21 protein-coding genes are annotated in these 20,138 nt (G+C 63.9%); 2 read left to right on the top strand and 19 right to left on the bottom strand.

Annotated features, from left to right (window positions below):
* Positions 1–12: 12 nt before the first annotated feature.
* From RSE12_01040 to RSE12_01015, 6 genes are all read right to left on the bottom strand, one after another.
* Complete coding sequence (locus RSE12_01040; protein ID WRH62948.1) at positions 13–882, bottom strand: polyprenyl synthetase family protein; 870 nt, start codon at positions 880–882, stop codon at positions 13–15.
* Positions 879–1,118, bottom strand: coding sequence for an exodeoxyribonuclease VII small subunit (locus RSE12_01035; protein ID WRH62947.1), 240 nt, complete (start codon positions 1,116–1,118; stop codon positions 879–881). The genes RSE12_01040 and RSE12_01035 overlap by 4 nt, the downstream gene beginning before the upstream one ends.
* A complete protein-coding gene (locus RSE12_01030) occupies positions 1,115–2,035 on the bottom strand; it encodes a histone deacetylase family protein (protein WRH62946.1) in 921 nt (306 codons plus the stop codon). Before RSE12_01030 ends, RSE12_01035 begins: the two co-directional genes overlap by 4 nt.
* A 72-nt stretch (positions 2,036–2,107) precedes the next feature.
* Positions 2,108–2,605: a hypothetical protein gene (locus tag RSE12_01025; protein ID WRH62945.1), complete on the bottom strand. Its 498-nt coding sequence runs from the start codon at positions 2,603–2,605 to the stop codon at positions 2,108–2,110.
* A gap of 72 nt (positions 2,606–2,677) precedes the next feature.
* Positions 2,678–3,379 carry a response regulator gene (locus tag RSE12_01020; GenBank protein ID WRH62944.1) on the bottom strand — a complete coding sequence of 234 codons (702 nt, stop codon included), beginning with the start codon at positions 3,377–3,379 and terminating at the stop codon, positions 2,678–2,680.
* Entirely contained in the window at positions 3,376–3,876 is a 501-nt protein-coding gene (locus RSE12_01015) for a MarR family transcriptional regulator (protein WRH62943.1), read from the bottom strand. The genes RSE12_01020 and RSE12_01015 overlap by 4 nt, the downstream gene beginning before the upstream one ends.
* 152 nt (positions 3,877–4,028) lie before the next feature.
* On the opposite strand from RSE12_01015, the gene RSE12_01010 reads away from it, so the two are divergent.
* Positions 4,029–4,895, top strand: coding sequence for a branched-chain amino acid aminotransferase (locus RSE12_01010; GenBank protein ID WRH62942.1), 867 nt, complete (start codon positions 4,029–4,031; stop codon positions 4,893–4,895).
* A gap of 15 nt (positions 4,896–4,910) precedes the next feature.
* Here the strand turns inward: RSE12_01010 and RSE12_01005 are convergent, their stop codons facing one another.
* The 3 genes from RSE12_01005 to RSE12_00995 all read right to left on the bottom strand — a co-directional run bounded on the left by RSE12_01005 (position 4,911) and on the right by RSE12_00995 (position 6,950).
* Positions 4,911–5,375 (bottom strand): hypothetical protein, encoded by a 465-nt coding sequence (locus RSE12_01005; GenBank protein WRH62941.1) that lies wholly within the window; start codon positions 5,373–5,375, stop codon positions 4,911–4,913.
* A gap of 57 nt (positions 5,376–5,432) precedes the next feature.
* The gene (locus tag RSE12_01000) at positions 5,433–6,431 is read right to left on the bottom strand and encodes an arginine deiminase family protein (GenBank protein ID WRH62940.1); all 999 of its coding nucleotides are present in this window, start codon (positions 6,429–6,431) and stop codon (positions 5,433–5,435) included.
* A 90-nt stretch (positions 6,432–6,521) separates the two neighbouring features.
* Positions 6,522–6,950: an organic hydroperoxide resistance protein gene (locus RSE12_00995; GenBank protein WRH62939.1), complete on the bottom strand. Its 429-nt coding sequence runs from the start codon at positions 6,948–6,950 to the stop codon at positions 6,522–6,524.
* Positions 6,951–7,062: 112 nt separating this feature from the next.
* Between RSE12_00995 and RSE12_00990 the strand changes: the two genes are divergently transcribed.
* The gene (locus tag RSE12_00990; GenBank protein ID WRH62938.1) at positions 7,063–7,500 is read left to right on the top strand and encodes a MarR family transcriptional regulator; all 438 of its coding nucleotides are present in this window, start codon (positions 7,063–7,065) and stop codon (positions 7,498–7,500) included.
* Here the strand turns inward: RSE12_00990 and RSE12_00985 are convergent.
* From RSE12_00985 to RSE12_00940, 10 genes are all read right to left on the bottom strand, one after another.
* Positions 7,497–7,664, bottom strand: coding sequence for a hypothetical protein (locus RSE12_00985; protein WRH62937.1), 168 nt, complete (start codon positions 7,662–7,664; stop codon positions 7,497–7,499). The two genes, RSE12_00990 and RSE12_00985, sit on opposite strands and share 4 nt — an antisense overlap.
* A 99-nt stretch (positions 7,665–7,763) precedes the next feature.
* Positions 7,764–8,798: a tRNA epoxyqueuosine(34) reductase QueG gene (gene queG / locus RSE12_00980; GenBank protein ID WRH62936.1), complete on the bottom strand. Its 1,035-nt coding sequence runs from the start codon at positions 8,796–8,798 to the stop codon at positions 7,764–7,766.
* A gap of 121 nt (positions 8,799–8,919) precedes the next feature.
* The gene (locus RSE12_00975) at positions 8,920–9,585 is read right to left on the bottom strand and encodes a glutathione S-transferase family protein (GenBank protein ID WRH62935.1); all 666 of its coding nucleotides are present in this window, start codon (positions 9,583–9,585) and stop codon (positions 8,920–8,922) included.
* 73 nt (positions 9,586–9,658) lie between these two features.
* Positions 9,659–10,402, bottom strand: a complete 744-nt coding sequence (mtgA, locus tag RSE12_00970; protein ID WRH62934.1) for a monofunctional biosynthetic peptidoglycan transglycosylase — start codon at positions 10,400–10,402, stop codon at positions 9,659–9,661.
* A gap of 154 nt (positions 10,403–10,556) precedes the next feature.
* Positions 10,557–15,095, bottom strand: a complete 4,539-nt coding sequence (gene gltB, locus RSE12_00965) for a glutamate synthase large subunit (protein WRH62933.1) — start codon at positions 15,093–15,095, stop codon at positions 10,557–10,559.
* A gap of 13 nt (positions 15,096–15,108) precedes the next feature.
* Positions 15,109–15,813, bottom strand: coding sequence for a hypothetical protein (locus tag RSE12_00960; protein WRH62932.1), 705 nt, complete (start codon positions 15,811–15,813; stop codon positions 15,109–15,111).
* Entirely contained in the window at positions 15,810–16,586 is a 777-nt protein-coding gene (locus RSE12_00955; GenBank protein WRH62931.1) for a hypothetical protein, read from the bottom strand. The genes RSE12_00960 and RSE12_00955 overlap by 4 nt, the downstream gene beginning before the upstream one ends.
* A gap of 10 nt (positions 16,587–16,596) precedes the next feature.
* Positions 16,597–18,033 carry an NAD(P)-dependent oxidoreductase gene (locus RSE12_00950; GenBank protein WRH62930.1) on the bottom strand — a complete coding sequence of 479 codons (1,437 nt, stop codon included), beginning with the start codon at positions 18,031–18,033 and terminating at the stop codon, positions 16,597–16,599.
* 162 nt (positions 18,034–18,195) lie between these two features.
* Positions 18,196–18,996, bottom strand: a complete 801-nt coding sequence (locus RSE12_00945; protein WRH62929.1) for an undecaprenyl-diphosphate phosphatase — start codon at positions 18,994–18,996, stop codon at positions 18,196–18,198.
* 45 nt (positions 18,997–19,041) lie between these two features.
* The gene (locus RSE12_00940; protein ID WRH62928.1) at positions 19,042–20,028 is read right to left on the bottom strand and encodes a complex I NDUFA9 subunit family protein; all 987 of its coding nucleotides are present in this window, start codon (positions 20,026–20,028) and stop codon (positions 19,042–19,044) included.
* Positions 20,029–20,138: the final 110 nt, after the last annotated feature.

Here is a 20,138-nt window from a genome sequence, read left to right as displayed (position 1 = left end):
CCATGCAAGAGGTCAGCTTTCGCGGCTGATAACGAAGCGCGCACAGGCAATCAAGTTCGCCGCCCGGTCGCCATAAACGCCAAGATGGTCCGCTGCCGCGTCGATCAAAGCCCCCGCGCGCGCTTTTGCCGCGTCCAGCCCCAGCAGCGAAACAAAGGTCGCCTTTCCCGCATCGGCATCCTTGTGCAGCCGCTTGCCAGTTTTGGCCACATCGCCTTCCACATCCAGCACATCATCCCAGATCTGAAACGCCAGACCCAGCTTTTCGGCATAGGCCCGCAGCGGCGCAGGGTCCGCCCCTGCAATCACCGCCCCCGCTTCCGCCGACCACCGGATCAGCGCCCCGGTCTTGCCCGCCTGCAATTCGGTTATCTGCGCCAAAGTCAGCGGCGCGGTCGCCGTTTCGGCGGCAATGTCCAGCGCCTGTCCCAGCACCATGCCCTCGGCCCCGCTCGCCCGCGCCAGCCCGGCCACCAGTGCGATCCGCACATCCCCGGACCCAAGCGCCGGATCGGCCAGCAATTCAAAGGCCAGCGTCTGCAACGCATCCCCGGCCAGCACCGCCGTCGCCTCATCCCATTTCACATGCACCGTGGGCTGCCCGCGCCGCAGGTCATCATCATCCATGCAGGGCAGATCATCATGCACCAGAGAATAGGCATGCAGCGCCTCGACCGCTGCCGCCGCGCTGATCGCCTGCGCGTCCGTCAGCCCGTGCATCCGCGCGCCTTCCAGAACCAGAAACCCGCGCAGCCGCTTGCCCCCGCGCAGCGCATAGCGCATCGCCTCTACCACGGGCACATCAGCCCGGCCCTCCAGCGCCGCCATCAACCGCGCCTCGATGGCCGCAGCATCCCGCGTCAGTATGGCCGCAAAGCTCACATCCCCTCCGCCGGCGTCGTCCCGGTGGCCCGGCCTTCCTGTGCGCGGATCAGTTCCACCTTCTCTTCCGCCGCCTTCAGCTTGGCCGCACAATGCGCCTTCAGCGCCGCGCCCCGCTCATACAGCGCGATGGATTCCTCCAGCGCCACCTCACCCCGCTCAAGCTGGTTCACCACCTGCTCCAGCGCGGCCATCGCCTCTTCGAAACTCATCTCGGACACAGCCTTCGCCGTCATCTGCTCCGCTCCTCCAAAACGCCCACATGCGCCGCGACCGAAGCCGCAAGCGCCTCAAGATCATATCCACCTTCCAGTGTCGAGACGACCCTCCCCCCCGCATGCCGCCCCGCCACGTCGCACAGCCGCCCGGTCAGCCAGGCAAAATCCTCCGCCTGCCACTCCAGATTGGCCAAGGGATCGGCCGCATGGGCATCAAACCCGGCCGAGATCAGCACGAATTCCGGGGCAAATGCCTCCAGCGCCGGCAGGATCACGCCGTCATAGGCCGCGCGCATAGCTGCGCCCCCCGATCCTGCCCGCAAAGGATGGTTTACGATCTGCCCATGCGCGCCCCGCTCCTGCGCGCTGCCTGTGCCGGGATAAAGCGGCATCTCATGGGTTGATGCGAACAGAACCCGCGCCTCGTCCCACAGCAAATCCTGTGTGCCGTTCCCATGGTGCACGTCGAAATCCACCACCGCCACGCGCTTCAATCCGTGATGGTCCAGCAACCGCTTCGCTGCAATCGCCACCGTCCCGAACAGGCAGAACCCCATCGCCGTGCCCGTTTCCGCATGATGCCCCGGTGGCCGTCCGGCCACGAAAGCCGCCTTCGCCTCACCAGTCATCACCGCATCCACCGCCGCGCAGATGCCCCCAACCGCGCGCAGCGCGGCATCCAGCGAACCGGGCGACAAGATCGTGTCACCATCCAGGGCCACAAACCCCGCCTGCGGCACCGCGCGCCGCACCTTGGCCAAATAGGCCGCAGGATGACAGCGCAACACCTCGGCCTCTTCGCCCATCGGGCAATCGCGCCGCGTTACGGCCAGCCCCGCCAGCCCGCGCTCCACCGCCGCCAACCGTTCCACCCTTTCAGGGTGGCCCGGTGGCGTCACATGCCGCGCGCAATCCTCATGCGTGAATACAAGCACCCTCTCCGCCTTTCGCTCTGTTCCTGCCCCGGCGAAGGGGGTCCGGGGGGCGCCTGCCCCCCGTCCTCTACCTCAGCCCTGTTCGTCCTGGCACTCCAGCACCGCTTCCAGCCCGCGCATCGTTCCGGTCAGGTCAATCGACATGACCTCCGCCCCGTCGTGATACATCGTCATGGTTTGCCTTTGGGCGATGGACATGAAGAAATCCACGTTGTCAAAAACGATATCCGCCCCCGGCATCCCATCCAGATACATGCCGCGCGCCTCGCCCTCGAACCCTTCGCCATCCAGGGCAAAGCTGATCGGATAGACCGCACCTTCCTCGATATCGCCCCAGGCATCGTTGAACGCGGTCACGTATCCCGTGTCGTTCGTCCGATCCAGCCCGATCCGCACCACAGACCCATCCTCGAATGCACCTTGGATCAGGCAGCCATTGCCCAGCGTCGGGTCAATCATCACGTCCCAGTAATCCGACGCTCCCCACGGCTCAAGGTTCTGGGCCCAGACCGCGCTCCCCGTTGCGCCCATGACGGCCAAAGTCAGGGCCGCGGCTGTTCGTCTTAACATGGTAACCTCCTACTCGTACCACACACACACGCGGGCAGATTATCACCGCGCGCTGCGCGTGCGATGGGAAAATCAATCCGGTTGCAGCAGATAGCCCTCGCCCCGCACCGTCTGCAAATAGCGTGGCACCTTCGGGTCATCCTCGATCTTGCGGCGCAGGCGGGTGATCTGCACATCCACCGCCCGCTCCTGCGCGCCGCCCTCGTCGCGGCCCAGATCACCGGCCAGCTTTTCGCGCGCAATCGCCTGCCCCGGTTGGGCCGCGAACATCCGCATCAGCGCGGCCTCTGTCGCCGTCAGCCGTACAGGATCAGCCCCCCGCCACAACTCACCCCGGTCCATATCATAGCGCACCGCCCCCAGATGCAGCACCTTTGGCACTGGCGGCGCCGCCTGCACCTGCGGCACGCGCCGCAGGATGGCATTGATCCGCAGCAGCAATTCCTTCGGCTCGAACGGCTTCACCAGGTAATCATCCGCCCCGGCCTCCAGCCCCTCGATCCGGTTCTGAGTCTCGCCCTTGGCCGTCAAAAGCAGGATCGGCACGCTCATCCGCCCGCGCAATTCGCGCGTCAGCGTGATGCCGTCATCGCCCGGCATCATCACGTCCAGCACGATCATGTCGAATTCCAGCCCCGTCAAAAGCCGGCGCGCCTGTGCGGCGTCGCGCGCCACCGTGACCAAATAGCCGTTGCGCATCAGGAACTTCTGCAAAAGCCCCCGGATGCGTTCATCGTCATCGACGACCAAAAGATGTGGCTGCGGTTCGTTCATTTCTCACCCTCTCGCAGGGATTGATACTGTCGCCGCATCTCCGGGTCCATCATTGCCTCAAGCACGGTGCGAAATCCCTGCACCGCCGCAGGCCCCGCCGCGCGATAGGCCGCCCGCATCCGCGCTCGCTGCGCATCCGACAATTGCCGTTCCAGCTCTTGCCCCTTGCCCGTCAGATGCAGGTTGCGCTCGCGCTTGTCGGCTTTGCCCACCCGCGCCTCCACCAACCCATCCTCGATCAGCGTGCGCAGCACCCGGTTCAGGCTTTGCTTCGTCACACCCAAAATGCCCAACAGGTTGGAAACCGTGGTCCCGGGCGATCGATGGATGAAATGGATCGCCCGGTGATGCGCCCGCCCGTAATCCATCCCTTCCAGAATGCGGTCCGGATCATCGGTAAACCCGCGATAGGCGAAGAACATCGCCTCGATCCCTTTGCGCAACTGCTCATCGGTCAGAAACAGCAGGCTTTCCCCGCCCGTAGTGCCTTCGGCCATCCTTACCCCTCCCGCGTCACCCTGAATTTACGTCAGCCTTGTTGACTTTCCAAGAACCAACTGCTAGCTCGGCACCCGGTTTGACGCAACTTTATGTCCGATCCGGACCTAAGCGGCGCAACATTCGCAAATTCTGCCTGTGGGAGTGGGACATGGCTGGTTATGACGATCGCGACGGCTTCATCTGGATGGATGGCAAACTGGTGGATTGGCGTGGCGCGAATGTCCACATCCTGACCCATGCCCTGCACTATGCCAGCGCCGTGTTCGAAGGCGAACGCTGCTACAATGGCAAGATCTTCAAATCCACCGAACATTCCGAACGTCTGCGCATGTCGGGCGAACTGCTCGACATGCCGCTGCCTTTCACGGTCGAAGAAATCAACGCCGCCAAAGAGGCGGTGCTCAAAGCCAACAACCTGACCGATGCTTATGTTCGCGCCATCGCCTGGCGTGGTGCAGGCGAAGACATGGGTGTCGCCTCAAAGCGCAACCCGATCCGCCTTGCCGTCGCCTGCTGGACTTGGGGCAGCTATTACGGTGATGCCAAGTTCAAGGGCGCGAAACTCGACATCGCAAAATGGAAACGCCCCTCGCCTGAAACCATCCCTCACGCCGCCAAGGCTGCCGGTCTTTACATGATCTGCACCATGTCCAAACACGCGGCCGAGGCTAAGGGTTGCTCCGACGCCATGATGTTCGACTATCGCGGCTATGTGGCCGAGGCGACTGGGGCCAACATCTTCTTCGTCAAGGATGGCGAAGTGCACACCCCCATCCCCGACGCGATCCTGAACGGCATCACCCGCCAGACAGTCATCGGGATGCTGCGTGACATGCAGATCAAGGTCCACGAACGCCGGATCGAAGCCTCCGATCTCGAAGGGTTCGAACAGTGCTTCCTCACCGGCACCGCTGCCGAGGTGACGCCCGTTGGCCAGATCGGCGATTACAACTTCGAAGTCGGCGACCTGACCAAGCGCGTGTCGATGGAATACGAAAAGCTCGTCCGCGCCTGATCAGGGCGGATGATGTCAGCCACAGCCTGACAGGGAAACAGACCAGGGCGAAGGGGGCGACCGCAACCTTCGCCCTTTTCGTTTCAATGCGTCTGACAGCCCACCGATTGGCAAGATCACCGATGCCAGCCGCGCAAGCCCTGCACGCCGCTGCCAAAGGCATTTCGCAACGCAGCCTGCCCCGTTCGGCCTGTCGGCATCAGCGCTTTCCGCTGCATTCTCTGCTGCAAGGCTGATCACCAGAAGCGGCAAACCCGACCCGGGTTGCAGACCCAGCATCGCGCGCAGCGATCGGCCAAATGCCAAAAGCGCACCGGAATCCAGCCCATCGCGCCCGCGCAGTCGGACCAGAACCCGCATCGCCGCCAGATCGGATCGGCCGCCGCCCGCCACGGCCAGATGCAGAATGTCCCGCCGCGCGACAAGCCGCGCCAACGCGCGGTGGGCCATCACGGCCAATCCCTGCCCACGTCCGCGCATGCCCCGCCTCCACATCCCACACACGGGCAGGCTGGCAGGAAACCCTTACGATTCGGTTCACACCGAATCCCGGATCAGCGGCGTGGTCGAACAATGCAGCCCGCCGCCGTTCTTCTGCACCTCGGCATAAGGGATCGTCACCCATGTCACCCCCGCCGCCGCCAACCGGTCCAGCGTGCGGTTCGTGGCCCCCTCGGGCATCAGCACCTTGCCAGGCGCAATCGCCAGCGAATTGACGATCCAGCCATCATCCGCCGGGTCGGTTTCAATCCAGCGTATGCCCCGCGCCTTCAACTCCTCAAGAAACGAATAGGGCAACCCCATCGGGTTCAGGATCGCCAGATCGCGGTCGATCATCAGGAAACTCACATCCAGATGGATGTCATAGCCCACCAGATCCACGATCAGCAGGTCCACTCCCTGCCGCGCCAGCACCTCGCGCACCTGTTCTGCCCCATCGCGGTTCACCCGCACCCCCACGCCGATGGCGCAGGTCTTGGGGTTCAGCCAGGCAAAACTGCCGCCCTCCATAACCCCGGTCCCGTTGATCGTGCGCAGGATCGGAATCCCCAGCCGCCCCAGCGTGCGGGTGATCGCCAGTTCCTCGCCTCGGCGAATGCGCGCACCCATCCTGCAGATGATCGCGCCACCCTTCACCATGATCAGCGGATCGCGGGTATAAACCTGCTTCAGCCGGTTCCCCGCCTCGCCATCCACATGATGAACGACCACCCCCTCCGCCTCCAACGCAGCTACAAAGGCCGCATGCTGGCGCTGCATCAGCGGAATGTCGGGCGGGGTGTCCGATTGGTAATACCACCCCACCGCTGGATCACCGAAAGACCCGATCTCGGCCAGCCGCTTGGTCGGGTCCACAACCCCCATCTCCGGCCCGGGGCGATGCATCAAAATCTCGCGGATGCGGCCCACGTCATTGTCGATCCCCCAAACCTTGCCCCAGGTCGCCGCCAATTCACCGGGATCTTCAAACCCCGGTTCTGCGCCTGCAGCAAAAGTCTTGATCGTCTGGGTGTAAATCCAATGCGGATTGCTCATGGCCGGCCCCTGATTGCTGTCAGGGATCAGCCTAGGCGGCACCCCACAAGGCCGCAAGGCGGCTGTGGGGTGCCAATGTTTGCCGTCGTGTCAGGCGATCACCGTTTCCACGGTGATGTTGCCCTTGGTCGCGTTGGAATAGGGGCAAATGAAATGCCCGCGCTCGGCGATCTTTTCCACCACGGCCCGGTCCACGCCCGGCATCGCGACCACCAGCTTCACCTGCAACCCGAACCCGCCATCCGACCGCGGCCCGATGCCCACATGGGCATTCACCGTGGCATTGTCCGGCACGGTCCCCAGCTTCTCGCTGGTGGCGGCAAAGCGCATCGCGCCCAGGTAACAGGCCGCGTAACCCACCGCGAACAGCTCTTCCGGGTTATGCCCCGCGCCCGACCCGCCCAATTCCTTGGGGCTGGTCATGGTAACGGTCAGCTTGCCATCCACCAGCTTGGCCACGCCATTGCGCCCGCCGCCGGTTGCTTGCGCTTCGGTCCAGTATTTCGGGTCAACCGTCATGTTTGCTCTCCTTTAAATCGAATACGATTATATCGCGTGCGATACAACTACGGCCTGCCACAGCCCCTGTCAACCGCTTGCAGATAAATCGCGCGCGATATAACCTCGCGCGATGGACGAGAATGCCTGCCTTCCCCCGCCCCAGATGCTGTGCTTCGCGCTTTATTCCGCGGGGCATGCGATGCAGGCCGCCTATAAACCGCTGCTCGAACCTCTGGGTCTGACCTATCCGCAATACCTTGCCCTCGCCGCGCTTTGGGCCAAGGACGGGCAGACGGTGGGTCAGATCGGCACAACGCTTCTGCTCGACAGCAATACGCTGACGCCGCTTCTGAAACGCCTCGAACAGGGCGGATGGATCACCCGCCAGCGCGCCACGGATGATGAACGTCAGGTCCGCATCACGTTGACCGATGCCGGCCACGCCTTGCAGCTTGAGGCCGCAAAGGTGCCGCTCTGTTTCCTTGAACAAACCGGCCTCGCCGCCGATCAGGCCGCCACCCTGCGCGACGCCCTGACAGTGCTGCGTGATCGGCTCCGCCCGCGCTAGGCGCTGCGCCCCCGGTCGATCCGCAGGAACTGCACCAACCGCGACGGTCCGGCAGCGCCGCGCGGGCGATGCCAAGTCTCACGCGGGGTGCGCGCCAGCCGCAGGAACTGCTTCACACGGGCCCCGGTCGATGGGCTGCGCTTGTCGGCAAGATGCTTGGTCATGTCGTCCTCCCGTGAATTACGGAGACGAAGCCTAACACCGAATCGGCCACCCCCATAACCCTGATCGCCGCCCTCACCCCGAGGCCGCCGATCAGCGCATCACGACAGGCGGTCCACCGCCCAGCGCGCGGCATCATCCACCGCCGGATCAGGATCGCCGATCAATGCGGCCGCCACCGGGCGCAGCCGGGGAAGGGCGGAATTGCCGATGGCATAAAGCACATTGCGCACGAACCGATCCCGCCCGATCCGCTTGATGGGGCTGCCCGCAAACCGCGCCCGAAACGCGGCATCATCCAGCCCCGCCAGTTCCGCCAGTTCCGGCGCACCCACCCGCGGCTGATAGCCGATCTCCGCGGCGTCTTGCGCGAATTTGTTCCACGGGCACACGGCCAGACAATCGTCACAGCCATAGATGCGGTTCCCCATCAACCCGCGCAGCGCCGCATCCACCGGCCCGCGATGCTCGATCGTCAGATAGGAAATGCAACGCCGCGCATCCAGCTGATATGGCGCTGGAAAGGCCCGTGTCGGGCAGATGTCCAGACAGGCAGTGCAGGTCCCGCAATGGCTGACCTCCGCCGCGTCCTTCGGCAGGTCCAGCGTGGTAAAGATCGCACCCAGAAAGAACCAGTTTCCCAACCCGCGGGACAACAGGTTGGTATGCTTCCCCTGCCAGCCCAGCCCCGCCGCCTGCGCCAGCGGCTTTTCCATCACCGGCGCTGTGTCGACGAACACCTTGATCTCCGCCGTCGCCTCGGCCTGATCCAGCAGCCAACGCCCCAGCCGCTTCAACCGCCGCTTCACAAGGTCATGGTAATCCTTGCCCTGCGCGTAGACGCTCACCGCGCCCCGGTCCGGCTGCCCCAGCACCGCCAACGGGTCCGTCTCTGGCGTATAGCATTCCGCCAGCATGATCACCGACCGCGCCTCGGGCCACAGCGCCGCCGCATCCCCGCGCCATTCCACCCGCTCGGCCATCCACCCCATCTGCCCGTGCCGCCCGGCCTCCAGAAAAGCCGCCAACCGCCCCGCCGCTTCCGGCACGGCATTCGGCGCACAAATGCCCATCGCCGCAAACCCCTCGGCCCGCGCCTGCGCCTCCAGCCGTTCCTTCAGGTCATCCAGCTTCATCTTGGCTCAAATACTCTCGCGGGGTCAGACATCGGTTTCGCCACTGGCCCAAGAACCGATGGCTGACAGGGGCGAAGCACCCCCACCCGATTTTTCGCAGAAAAATCGTACCCGCCCGCCGTCAGAAATCCAGATCGGCGTAATGCTGCGGCGGCGGAAATCCCGGCACCTGATCAGCCAGCAACGTGCGGAAACAGGGGCGCGACTTCACCTTCGCATACCAGTCCTTCACCGCCGCCGACCGGTTCCAATCCACGTCCGAGATATAATCCAGACACGAAAGATGCGCCGCCGCCGTCAGATCGGCCAGCGTCATCACATCCCCCGCGAGCCAGCGCCGCTGATCCAGCAGCCAGCCCATATAGTCGATGTGATACTTGATCCGGCTTGCCCCGAATTTCACATTCTTGCTGTCGGGGTATCCGTGCCCCATCACCTTCTTGTTCACCCGCTCGTACAGCAGCTTTGACGTCACTTCCTCATGGAACTTGTCGTCGAACCACGCACACAGCCTGCGCACCTCATAGCGCGCCTCGGGGTCACGCGGCATCAGCTGCGGGGTGGGGATCGCTTCTTCCAGATATTCGCAGATCGCCTGGCTTTCCGACATCACCCGATTGTCCCAGCGCAGCACCGGTACCTTGCCCGCCGGATTTCGCCGCAGGAAATCGGGCGATGGTTCCCAATAGCGCTCTTCCACCAGCTCCACCTCCAGCCGCTTTTCGGCCAGCGTCAGGCGGACCTTGCGGCAGTAGGGCGACAGCGGAAAGTGATAAAGGCGGATCATCTGAAAAGGACATCCCGTCATGTCATGGAACGGTCACTGTCTCTTGCCCCGTCAGGGGCAGGAATTCAACGGCTCATTCCTGAAAACACCCGGCCCGGCCATCCGCCGCTATGGTTTCCGCACCCGATATGATCGCCCGCGTCCGCGACCGGACGAAATCCGAAGGCTCCGATGCCGACCGCCCCTTCGGATCAGGCAGCACCGCAGCCAGTCGCGCCGCCTGCGTCGCTGTCAGGTCGCGCGCATCCACCCCGAAATGATGCTGCGCGGCGGCCTGCACACCGAACACGCCTTCACCGAACTCGGCCACGTTCAGATAGACCTCAAGAATCCGCTGCTTGGACCAGACGGTTTCCACCACAGGCGTCAGCAGCCCCTCCAGCGCCTTGCGCAACCAGGATCGGCCATGCCACAGGAAGACGTTCTTCACCGTTTGCTGGCTGATCGTCGATGCCCCCCGGTCCGACCCCTGCGCCACCGCCTCGCGGATGGCCGCCATGTCGAACCCCCAATGCAGGCAGAAATTCGCATCCTCCGCCGCCACAGCCGACCGCGCCATCACCGGGGCCATCTCCTCGAACGACACCCAGTCCTTCTCGATCCCGCCCAGCCGCGCCGCCTCGCCCAGCTGATAGAAGTTGATCGGCGGCGGCACGAAGGAAAACATCAGGATCAGCGCCGCATAAAGCACGGCAATCCCCGCCGCGATCCGCCCCGCCCAGCGCAGCACCCGCCGCAGCGGCGGCACTGGGGCCGGAGCGGCCTTTTCGGCCGCCTTGCGCGGCTTCTTCGCGGGTTTCTCTGGGCTGTCCGTCATGGTCGCGACAATAGCCACGGGCAGGGTGCCGGGGTCAAGGCGCGCAGTCCGGCATGATCACGCGCACAGGCCGACGCCAACGATTTTCCTGCGAAAAATCAGGCGCGGCGGCCCCTGAATTTTCGCAGGAAAATTCGTTGGGGCCGCCCATGCCTCACTCCGCCGGAACCCGCGCCGCCTCGTCCGACAGGGGATGCGCCAGATGCGGCAGCATCTCTTTCGGGCAGATCTGCAGGAAATTGCCCCGCTCAGCCTCCCAGTTCGCCAGAATGCGGCCTGCGATCTGTGAACCCGTCTCTGCATGGTGCCGCTCGATCAGCCCCTTCACCTGGGCCTCCCAATGCGGGTGCCCGATGCCGCAGGTCAGGATCGATTCAAGGTTCATGAAATCCTCGGCCACGCCATCGGGATCATAGACATAGGCCATCCCCCCGGTCATGCCTGCGCCAAAGTTCGCGCCGATCCGGCCAAGGATCACGGCCACGCCGCCGGTCATGTATTCGCAGCCATTCGATCCGCAGCCCTCGACGACCACCTTGGCCCCCGAATTGCGCACCCCGAACCGCTCACCCGCACGACCGCTGGCGAACAGATAGCCATCCGTCGCACCATAGAGCACCGTGTTGCCGATGATCGTGTTCTCCTCGGCCCGCAACGGCGAAGACATCAACGGCCGCACGGTGATCATCCCGCCCGACAGGCCCTTGCCCACATAGTCGTTGGCATCGCCCTGCACCTCGATCTTCAACCCCTGCACGGCAAACGCGCCCAGAGACTGCCCGCAGGACCCTGACAGCTTTACCGTCAGATGGTCGTGCTGCAGGCTGTTGCGCATCCCGAACTTCTTCACGATATGGCTCGAGGCCCGCGTCCCGATGGTGCGATGCGTGTTCCGCACCGCATAGGACAGTTGCATCTTCTCGCCATCCTCAAAGAACCGCGCGCCGTCGCGGATGATTTCCGCATCCAGCGTGTCCGGCACCGCATTGCGCGGCTTGGACCGGTCATAGGTGATCTTGGATGCCCCATCGACCGTGATCAGCAGCGGGTTCAGGTCCAGATCATCCAGCGCGGCCGACCCACGCGAAACCTGCGTCAGCAGGTCCGCCCGCCCGATGATCTCATCCATCGACCGCGCACCGATCTGCGCCAGAATTTCCCGCACTTCCTGTGCGTAGAAGGTGATCAGGTTCACCACCTTGTCCGCATCCCCGGTGAACTTGGCGCGCAGCGCCTCGTTCTGGGTGCAGACGCCCACGGGGCAGGTGTTGCTCTGGCACTGGCGCACCATGATGCAGCCCATGGCGATCAGCGCCGCCGTGCCGATGCCGTATTCCTCGGCCCCCAGCATTGCCGCCATCACCACATCGCGCCCCGTCCGCAGCCCGCCATCCGTGCGCAGCGTCACCCGCTCGCGCAGGTTGTTCATGCTCAGCACCTGATGCGCCTCGGTCAGGCCCATTTCCCAGGGCAGGCCCGCGTATTTGATCGACGTGGCAGGCGACGCCCCCGTTCCGCCGTTATGGCCGGAAATCAGGATCACATCGGCCTTGGCCTTGGCCACGCCCGCCGCAATCGTCCCCACGCCGGATGAGGACACCAGCTTCACCGTCACCTTGGCGCGCGGGTTGATCTGCTTCAGGTCATAGATCAGCTGCGCCAGATCCTCGATGGAATAGATGTCATGGTGCGGCGGCGGCGAAATCAGCGTCACCCCCGGCGTCGAATGGCGCAGCCGCGCGATCAGTGCCGTCACCTTCATGCCCGGCAACTGCCCGCCTTCGCCGGGCTTCGCGCCCTGCGCCACCTTGATCTCCAACTCCTCGCAGGCGTTCAGGTATTCCGCCGTCACGCCAAAGCGCCCCGATGCCACCTGCTTGATCTTGGCCGAGGGGTTGTCGCCGTTCGGCTCCGGCACGAAATGCGCCGGGTCCTCGCCACCCTCGCCCGAGTCACTCTTCGCCCCGATCCGGTTCATCGCCACGTTCAGCGTCTTATGCGCCTCGGGCGACAGCGCCCCAAGGCTCATCCCCGGCGTCACGAACCGCTTACGGATGCTGGTGATCGACTCCACCTCTTCAATCGGCACGGGCTTGCCCAGCGTCTTGATGTCCAGCAGGTCGCGCAGATGGATCGGCGGGTTTGCCCGCATCGCTGCGGAATACTGCTTCCACAGGTCATAGCTCGCCCGGTCACAGGCCGATTGCAGCATGTGCATCGTCTGCGCTTCCCAGGCGTGCTTTTCGCCCGACCGCCGCGCCTTGTAGAACCCGCCGATGGGCAGCACATCCGCGCCCCCCAGCCAGCCCTTGGCATGCACCTCTTCCAGCTTCTGCTCGATCCCCGTCAGACCGATGCCCGAAATCCGGGAATGCATGCCGGGGAAATACTCCGCCACCATCGCACGGCTCAGACCCACCGCCTCAAAGTTCAGCCCGCCGCGATAGCTGGAGATCACCGAAATCCCCATCTTCGACATGATCTTCAACAGACCCGCATCAATCGCATCGCGATAGCGCCGCATCGCATCCGTCAGGCTGCCATCCAGCAACCCGCGCGAAATCCGGTCGGCAATCGAATCCTGCGCCAGATAGGCGTTCACCGTGGTGGCACCACAGCCAATCAGCACCGCAAAGTAATGCGGATCAATGCACTCCGCCGACCGCACGTTGATCGAACAGAACGTCCGCAGCCCCTTGCGCGTCAACCAGCTATGCACCGCGCTGGTGGCCAGGATCATCGGCATCGGCACCCGGTCCGGCCCCTGATGCTGGTCCGTCAGCACCAGATGTCCGGCACCCGACCGCACGGCATCCTCGGCCTCGGCTCGGATACGCTCCAGCCCCTGCCGCAGATCGTCCAGCTCCGGCGACACCGGGAAGGTGCAGTCGATGAAGGCCACCTGATCGCCGAACTGCTTCACCATCACATCGAATTCGGCATTCGCGATGAACGGGCTTTCCAGCACCAGAATTTCCGTCTGGCTGGAGTTTTCATCCAGCACGTTCCGCAGATTCCCGAACCGCGTCTTCAGGCTCATCACGCGCCCCTCGCGCAGCGAGTCGATCGGCGGGTTGGTCACCTGGCTAAAGTTCTGGCGGAAGAAATGGCTCAGCGGGCGATAGACCTTGGACAGAACCGCTGCCGGGGTGTCATCCCCCATGCTGGCGACCATCTCCTTGCCATCCTCGGCCATCGGGGCCAGCACTTGTTCCAGCTCTTCCACCGTGTAGCCGGCGGCAATCTGGCGGCGGCGCAGGTCGGCACCCGAAAACAGCGCGCCCTCCGGCACATCGCGCAGCAGGCTGTTCAGATCGACAATCTTGTCGATCCACGCGCCATAAGGCTGGCTCCCTGCCAGTTTGTCCTTCATTTCTGCGTCGTGATACAGCCGCCCCTCGGCCATATCGACCGCGATCATCTGCCCCGGCCCCAGCGCGCCCTTTTCGCGCACCGTGGTTTCATCCACCGGCACCATCCCGGCTTCTGACCCGGCGATCAGCATCCCGTCACCGGTGATGACATAGCGCATCGGCCGCAACCCGTTGCGATCCAACCCGCCACAGACCCAGCGCCCATCCGTCATGGCAAGCGCGGCAGGTCCGTCCCACGGCTCCATCACGCTGTTGCAATAGGCATACATGTCCGCCCATGCCTGCGGCATATCGGTCGTGGTCTTGCTCCACGCCTCGGGCACCAGCATCGTCTTGGCCATCGGGGCGCTGCGCCCCGACCGCACCAGCACCTCGAACACCGCATCCAGCGCACCACTGTCCGACGTACCCGACGGGATGATCGGCTTGATGTCCTCGGCCGCGTCGCCAAAGTTGTTGGAGGCCATGCGGATCTCGTGGCTCCGCATCCAGTTGACGTTGCCCTTCAGCGTGTTGATCTCGCCGTTATGCGCCAGCATCCGGAACGGCTGCGCCAGCCACCATTGCGGGAAGGTGTTGGTGGAATAGCGCTGGTGATAGATCGCGAAAGACGATTCAAACCGCTCATCCATCAGGTCGGGATAGAACACCGCCACCTGCTCGGCCAGCATCATGCCCTTGTAGATGATCGACCGGCAGGACAGCGAACACAGATACAGCCCCTGAATCTGCGCAGCCACCGCCGCCTTCTCGATCCGGCGGCGGATGATGTACAGCTCGCGCTCGAATTGCTCCTGATCAATGTCCTTCTCGCAGCGGATCAGGATCTGTTCGATCTCGGGCCGCGTCGCATTGGCCTTGTCGCCCAGCACTTCGGTGTTCACCGGCACATGACGCCAGCCATAGATGTAATGCCCCATCCGCAGGACTTCCGTCTCCACGATGGTCCGGCACCGTTCCTGTGCACCGAAATCCGTGCGCGGCAGGAACACCTGCCCCACGGCGATCAGCTTGGTCGCGTCCGGCTCATGCCCCGTGCGCCGCACGACGTCATAGAAGAACTTCACCGGGATCTGCACATGGATGCCCGCGCCGTCGCCGGTCTTGCCATCGGCATCCACCGCGCCACGGTGCCACACCGCCTTCAGCGCGTTGATCCCGTTCTCCACCACCTTGCGCGACGGCTTGCCGCTGATGGAAACCACCAGCCCCACGCCGCAGGACGAATGTTCGTCATCGGTCTTGTACAGCCCGTTCGCATCCAGCCAGGCGCGCTTGGCTTCTTCGGCCTTCACCCAGGCGTCATCATAAATCGTCATGGCTCGGGCCTCCTTACAACTTGGGCAAAGTCTGCAACGACGACATCACGGCGTCGCAGTCGAACAGGGGTTGGGTGCTGGCAAAGCCGGGCTCACCGGGAAAGATGAACTGAACCGGGCTGCCGTCCAGCGGTAGATAGTTTCCGTCGCCGCCATCCCATTCTGACGGGCCGGAAAAGAACAGCCGCCATTCGGGATGGATGTATTCATTCCCGCGCGACCGGCGCAGCACGGTGCCGCCCAGATCGGTTTCGGTAAAGTTGAACTCAGTCTCCTGCAGTGTGATCCCGTCGATCACCACCTGCCGCCCGGTCAAACGGTCGCCACCGCGCACCTTGGTGCGCTCGCCGTTATCGTCGGACAGACCAAAGATGTAATTGTCATTCCCCGTTGCCAGCAATTCGGAAAACGATGCCGGGTCAGCCGGGCTCGGGTCCAGAAGCTGCTTCACAGGCGGGTCGATCTCATAGCTTTCCACCCACTGCGCTTCGCTGTCGATGCGCGACATGAAGAACGGCCCTTCCTGATCGAAATCCGTCCGCCACTGATCGCCCGGCGCATCCGCCGTGCATTTGTAATGGTTCGATACCCGGCACCCCTTGGCCTGCACGGTCAGGAATGTGCTGCACCCCTCCGGCGGCGTGAATGACGACGCCAAGGCGGGCGAGGTCAGGCCGAAGGCAAGGCAGGGCAACAGGGGCAGAAGGGCGCGGATCATGCGGCAATTCCTTTGCTGCGGGCGTTCAAAGTCTGCGTCAGCAAGGCCCCAAGGGCATCGCTTCGCCGTGAAAAGGCAAGGTCCAGAACGGCGGGCAAAAGCCCCGCCCGCTTGATCCGTGGCGCGGTGTCATGCTGCGTCTTGGGCAGGAAATACAGGTTCGCATTGGCCGCCTGCGGCAGCAGCCGCTGCTGCGGCTTTTCCAGCCGCGACGATCCCATGATGATGTGATGCACGGTGCCGGCCGCCATATGGTCAGCAGCACAGTGAATGCGGATCGCGCCGATCCGGTTGCGATAGCGCTTCCACCGGCCCTCATCCGGCACCAGCTCCGGGTCAATCGACATCTGCGGCGAAAAGGCCAGCGCGGCATGAACCGGCACAAACGCCCCGATCACCAGCGCCGCAAAGCCCCCCATGGAATAGCCCAGCGTCACTGTCTCTTCGGCGCCAATCTCATCGCGCGCCGCCTCGATCACCTCGACGATTTCTTCGATCAGCTTCGGCGCATTCAGCCAGCTGCGCTGCGGGTCCGCGATGAACACGGCGCTGTCACGTCCCCCCGCCGTCGCACTCTGCGCGAATTCCAGCACGGGTGGCGTGTCCGGCCCATGCCCCACGGATGAAAACACCACCACCAGCCGCCGGCTTGTGCCCTTGTGCCACCACACCCACAGCCGCCGATCCTTGCGCAGCAGCGGGATGTTCAGCCGTGGCAGGGCAGGGGCCTCTGCCCCGCCCCCCATGCTGACCAATTCCTCACTGCCCGACATGTCCAAGTCCCTATTCCGCAGCAACCTGCGCAGGCTGCGCCAGATATTCCATGATCGCCTCTGCCGCCTCGCGCCCGTCACGGATCGCCCAGACCACCAGCGACGCCCCCCGCACGATATCGCCCGAAGCGTAAACGCCCGGCAGGCTTGTCTCATGCGTGCGGAAATCCGCCTTGATGGTGCCCCAGCGTGTAACCGCCAGTTCCGGCACCCCCCAAAGCGACGGAATTTCCTCCGGCTCGAACCCCAGCGCCTGCACCACCAGATCGGCAGGCTCCACGTAATCCGCGCCCTCGATCAGTTCCGGCGATTGCCGCCCGGTCGCATCGGGCGCGCCCAGACGCATCCGCTGCACCATCACGCCTTCCACCGAAGCGCCCCCGGTGAACCCCTTGGGTGCCGTCAGCCAGACGAACTCGACGCCCTCTTCCTCGGCATTCTGCACCTCGCGCTGCGATCCGGGCATGTTTGCCTTGTCGCGCCGATACAGGCACTTCACCGATGTTGCACCCTGCCGGATCGCCGTGCGCACGCAGTCCATCGCGGTGTCGCCGCCGCCGATCACCACCACGCGCTTGCCCTCGGCGTTCAACTCACCGCTGTCGAACTCCGGCACATCATCGCCAAAGCTCTTGCGGTTCGACGCCGTCAGGTAATCCAGCGCCTTCACGATCCCTGCCGCGCCCACGCCGGGGGCGGAAATGTCGCGCGCCTTGTAAACGCCCGTCGCGATCAGCACTGCATCATGCTGACCCCGGATGGCGTCAAAGCTGATATCAGACCCCACGTTGCAATTCAGAACGAACTGCACGCCCGCCTCTTCCAACTGGGCGATCCGCTGCATCACAACGGGCTTTTCCAGCTTGAACCCCGGAATCCCATAGGTCAGCAAACCACCCGCGCGGTCATGCCGATCATAAACCGTGACCTGCACACCCTTGCGCCGCAGCATATCCGCCGCCGCCAATCCCCCCGGCCCGGCTCCGATGATCCCCACCGATTCCGTCCGCTCCGCATGCGGCCGGATCGGCTGCACCCAGCCGTTCTCCCAGGCCGTATCCGTGATGTACTTCTCAACCGACCCGATGGTCACCGTGCCATGGCCCGATTGCTCGATCACGCAATTGCCTTCGCACAGCCGGTCCTGCGGGCAGATCCGTCCGCAAATCTCGGGGAAAGTGTTGGTCGCCTGCGAAATCTCATAGGCCTCCTGCAACCGCCCCTCGGCGGTCAGGCGCAGCCAATCGGGGATGTTGTTGTGCAACGGGCAATGCGACTGGCAATAGGGCACGCCGCACTGGCTGCACCGCCCCGCCTGTTCAGCAGCCTTTTCGGCGGCATATTCACGGTAAATCTCGTGAAAATCTTGCGCCCGCAGGTTGGCGGGCCGCTTCTCGGGCGTCTCCTTGTCCACGGTCACGAACTGGAGCATGCGGTTCTTTGCCATGAGGCGCCCTCTCTGACAGGAAATCTCGGGTGCGCCTTCTTACTTTGCCCGCTTTGGGAATAAAAGTCAGTATGTATGACCTAATAAGCTGTTTTTCTGGCAATGGGTCAAAAATACTGCCCGATCTTGCCGAAAATAGGTCAGTACGCGTTCCGAACTGGCCTAGAACCCCAGCCAAAGCAGGATCAGCGCCCCGCTTCCCACAATGATTCGCCACCAGCCGAACACCGCAAAGCCATTCCGGCTCACGAAATCCAGCGTCCAGCGCACCACCAGCACCGCCGACAGAAAGGCCAGCGCAAAGCCCACGCCGATATCCACCACCGCCGAAAAATCCAGCACATTCCGGCTCTTGTACAAGTCATAGGCAAAGGCCCCGGCCATCGTCGGCATCGACAGAAAGAACGAAAACTCGGCCGAGGCGCGCTTGCCCACACCCAGCATCCGCGCCCCCACGATCGTCGCGCCAGACCGGCTTACCCCGGGCACCATGGCCAGACACTGGATCACCCCGATGATCAGCGCCTTGCGAAACGGCAGCGCCATCGCCTCCTCATGAACCGGTTCCGGTGCCACCCGGTCGATCACCAGCAGCACGAACCCGCCCAGAATCAGCATCACCGCAATCAGAACCGGCGTCTCGAACAGCACCGTCTTGATGATGTCATGCGCCAGCACGCCCACGACCACCGCCGGAAAGAACGCCAGCAGCACCGATGCCACAAACCGCGCCGAGGCCGGGTCGCTATGGATGGTCGACGCAACTTTCCACAACTTGCCCGCATAAACCGTCAGGATCGCCAGCACCGCGCCCAACTGGATGACCACCTCAAAGGTGCGGCCGGGGCTGTCAAAGCCAAGGAAATGCCCTGCCAGCAACAGATGCCCGGTCGACGATACGGGGATGAACTCGGTCAACCCCTCGATCAGGCCCAGAAGGGCAGCGGTCAGCGTGTTTTCCATCAGTCCTTCCCGGCGGCCCGTCCAGCGCTGATCGCGCGCATCGGATCAAACCTTCCGCAGGTTCTTGGCCGATTCCTTGATCGCCGCATATTGCCCCGACGGGCGATAGCGCCACAGATATTCCGGCAGCACCGGGCCCATCGCCATCGGCGTGATCCCCAACTCGGCAAAGCCTTTCGCACCGGGCGCCACCACGTTGTCGGTCCGCAAGTTGCGCACCTGATCGCGGGTGATCATGCCGTTGTTGAACAGCCCCAGCGAAAGGGTCTGCATCATGTCCAGCACCCCGCCCATAATCGACGCGGCAAAGAAAGGAATGTTCACGATTAGCCGGCGGCGACGGATCTCGGCCAGCATCCGCTGCATCAATTCCCGGAATGTTGCCACTTCCGGCCCGCCCAGTTCATAGATGCCCGGCGCGGCGGCCCCGGTAATCCCCTTCACCGCAGCCTGCGCCACGTCATCCACATGTACGGGCTGGAACAGCGTCGCGGCCCCCACCACCGGCAGTACCGGCGAGAATCGTGTCATGGCCGCAAAGCGGTTAAAGAACCCGTCCTCATTGCCGAAAATGATCGACGGGCGCAGGATCATCGCCCCCGGAAAGGCAGCCAGAACCGCCGCCTCCCCTGCCGCCTTGGTCTGTTGATATTCCGATGCGCTGTCCGCATCCGCGCCGATGGCCGACAGATGCACCAGCTGGCTCACACCTTCCTCGGCCGCGATCCGCGCGATCCGCGCGGCGCCGCTGGCCTGAACCGAGTCAAAGGTGTTCTTTCCGGCCTTGTTCAGGATGCCCACGCAATTCACCACCGCGTCCGCCCCCTGCATCGCGGCGCGCACCGACGCATCATCGCGGATGTTGCAAGCCACAGGCTCCACCTGACCCACCACGCCATAAGGCTTCACGAACAGCGCGTCATTCGGGCGGCGCACGGCTACCCGCACCCGCCAGCCTTCCTTGGCCATGCGGCGCGCGATGTACCGCCCGACGAACCCCGACCCGCCATAAATGGTGACAAGTTTGTTCATGTCCGGTTCCCCAATCAGCTTTGGCCCGTGATTACACGCTTGCGCCGCCAAGGCCAAGCACCCGCTGTGCCGCAGGGCTGGGGTCAGGCCCGGGGTCACGATTTTTCTGC

Source organism: Fuscovulum sp. (genome assembly GCA_035192965.1).
GTDB lineage: Bacteria > Pseudomonadota > Alphaproteobacteria > Rhodobacterales > Rhodobacteraceae > Paragemmobacter.
This window is presented reverse-complemented; position numbering and strand designations above follow the sequence as displayed.

Coding starts and splice junctions, on each gene's coding strand:
- RSE12_01035 (WRH62947.1), bottom strand. CDS start 1,118: ATGACGGCGAAGGCTGTGTCCGAGATGAGTTTCGAAGAGGCGATGGCC.
- RSE12_01025 (WRH62945.1), bottom strand. CDS start 2,605: ATGTTAAGACGAACAGCCGCGGCCCTGACTTTGGCCGTCATGGGCGCA.
- RSE12_01020 (WRH62944.1), bottom strand. CDS start 3,379: ATGAACGAACCGCAGCCACATCTTTTGGTCGTCGATGACGATGAACGC.
- RSE12_01015 (WRH62943.1), bottom strand. CDS start 3,876: ATGGCCGAAGGCACTACGGGCGGGGAAAGCCTGCTGTTTCTGACCGAT.
- RSE12_01010 (WRH62942.1), top strand. CDS start 4,029: ATGGCTGGTTATGACGATCGCGACGGCTTCATCTGGATGGATGGCAAA.
- RSE12_01005 (WRH62941.1), bottom strand. CDS start 5,375: ATGCGCGGACGTGGGCAGGGATTGGCCGTGATGGCCCACCGCGCGTTG.
- RSE12_01000 (WRH62940.1), bottom strand. CDS start 6,431: ATGAGCAATCCGCATTGGATTTACACCCAGACGATCAAGACTTTTGCT.
- RSE12_00995 (WRH62939.1), bottom strand. CDS start 6,950: ATGACGGTTGACCCGAAATACTGGACCGAAGCGCAAGCAACCGGCGGC.
- RSE12_00990 (WRH62938.1), top strand. CDS start 7,063: ATGGACGAGAATGCCTGCCTTCCCCCGCCCCAGATGCTGTGCTTCGCG.
- RSE12_00985 (WRH62937.1), bottom strand. CDS start 7,664: ATGACCAAGCATCTTGCCGACAAGCGCAGCCCATCGACCGGGGCCCGT.
- queG (WRH62936.1), bottom strand. CDS start 8,798: ATGAAGCTGGATGACCTGAAGGAACGGCTGGAGGCGCAGGCGCGGGCC.
- RSE12_00975 (WRH62935.1), bottom strand. CDS start 9,585: ATGATCCGCCTTTATCACTTTCCGCTGTCGCCCTACTGCCGCAAGGTC.
- mtgA (WRH62934.1), bottom strand. CDS start 10,402: ATGACGGACAGCCCAGAGAAACCCGCGAAGAAGCCGCGCAAGGCGGCC.
- gltB (WRH62933.1), bottom strand. CDS start 15,095: ATGACGATTTATGATGACGCCTGGGTGAAGGCCGAAGAAGCCAAGCGC.
- RSE12_00960 (WRH62932.1), bottom strand. CDS start 15,813: ATGATCCGCGCCCTTCTGCCCCTGTTGCCCTGCCTTGCCTTCGGCCTG.
- RSE12_00955 (WRH62931.1), bottom strand. CDS start 16,586: ATGTCGGGCAGTGAGGAATTGGTCAGCATGGGGGGCGGGGCAGAGGCC.
- RSE12_00950 (WRH62930.1), bottom strand. CDS start 18,033: ATGGCAAAGAACCGCATGCTCCAGTTCGTGACCGTGGACAAGGAGACG.
- RSE12_00945 (WRH62929.1), bottom strand. CDS start 18,996: ATGGAAAACACGCTGACCGCTGCCCTTCTGGGCCTGATCGAGGGGTTG.
- RSE12_00940 (WRH62928.1), bottom strand. CDS start 20,028: ATGAACAAACTTGTCACCATTTATGGCGGGTCGGGGTTCGTCGGGCGG.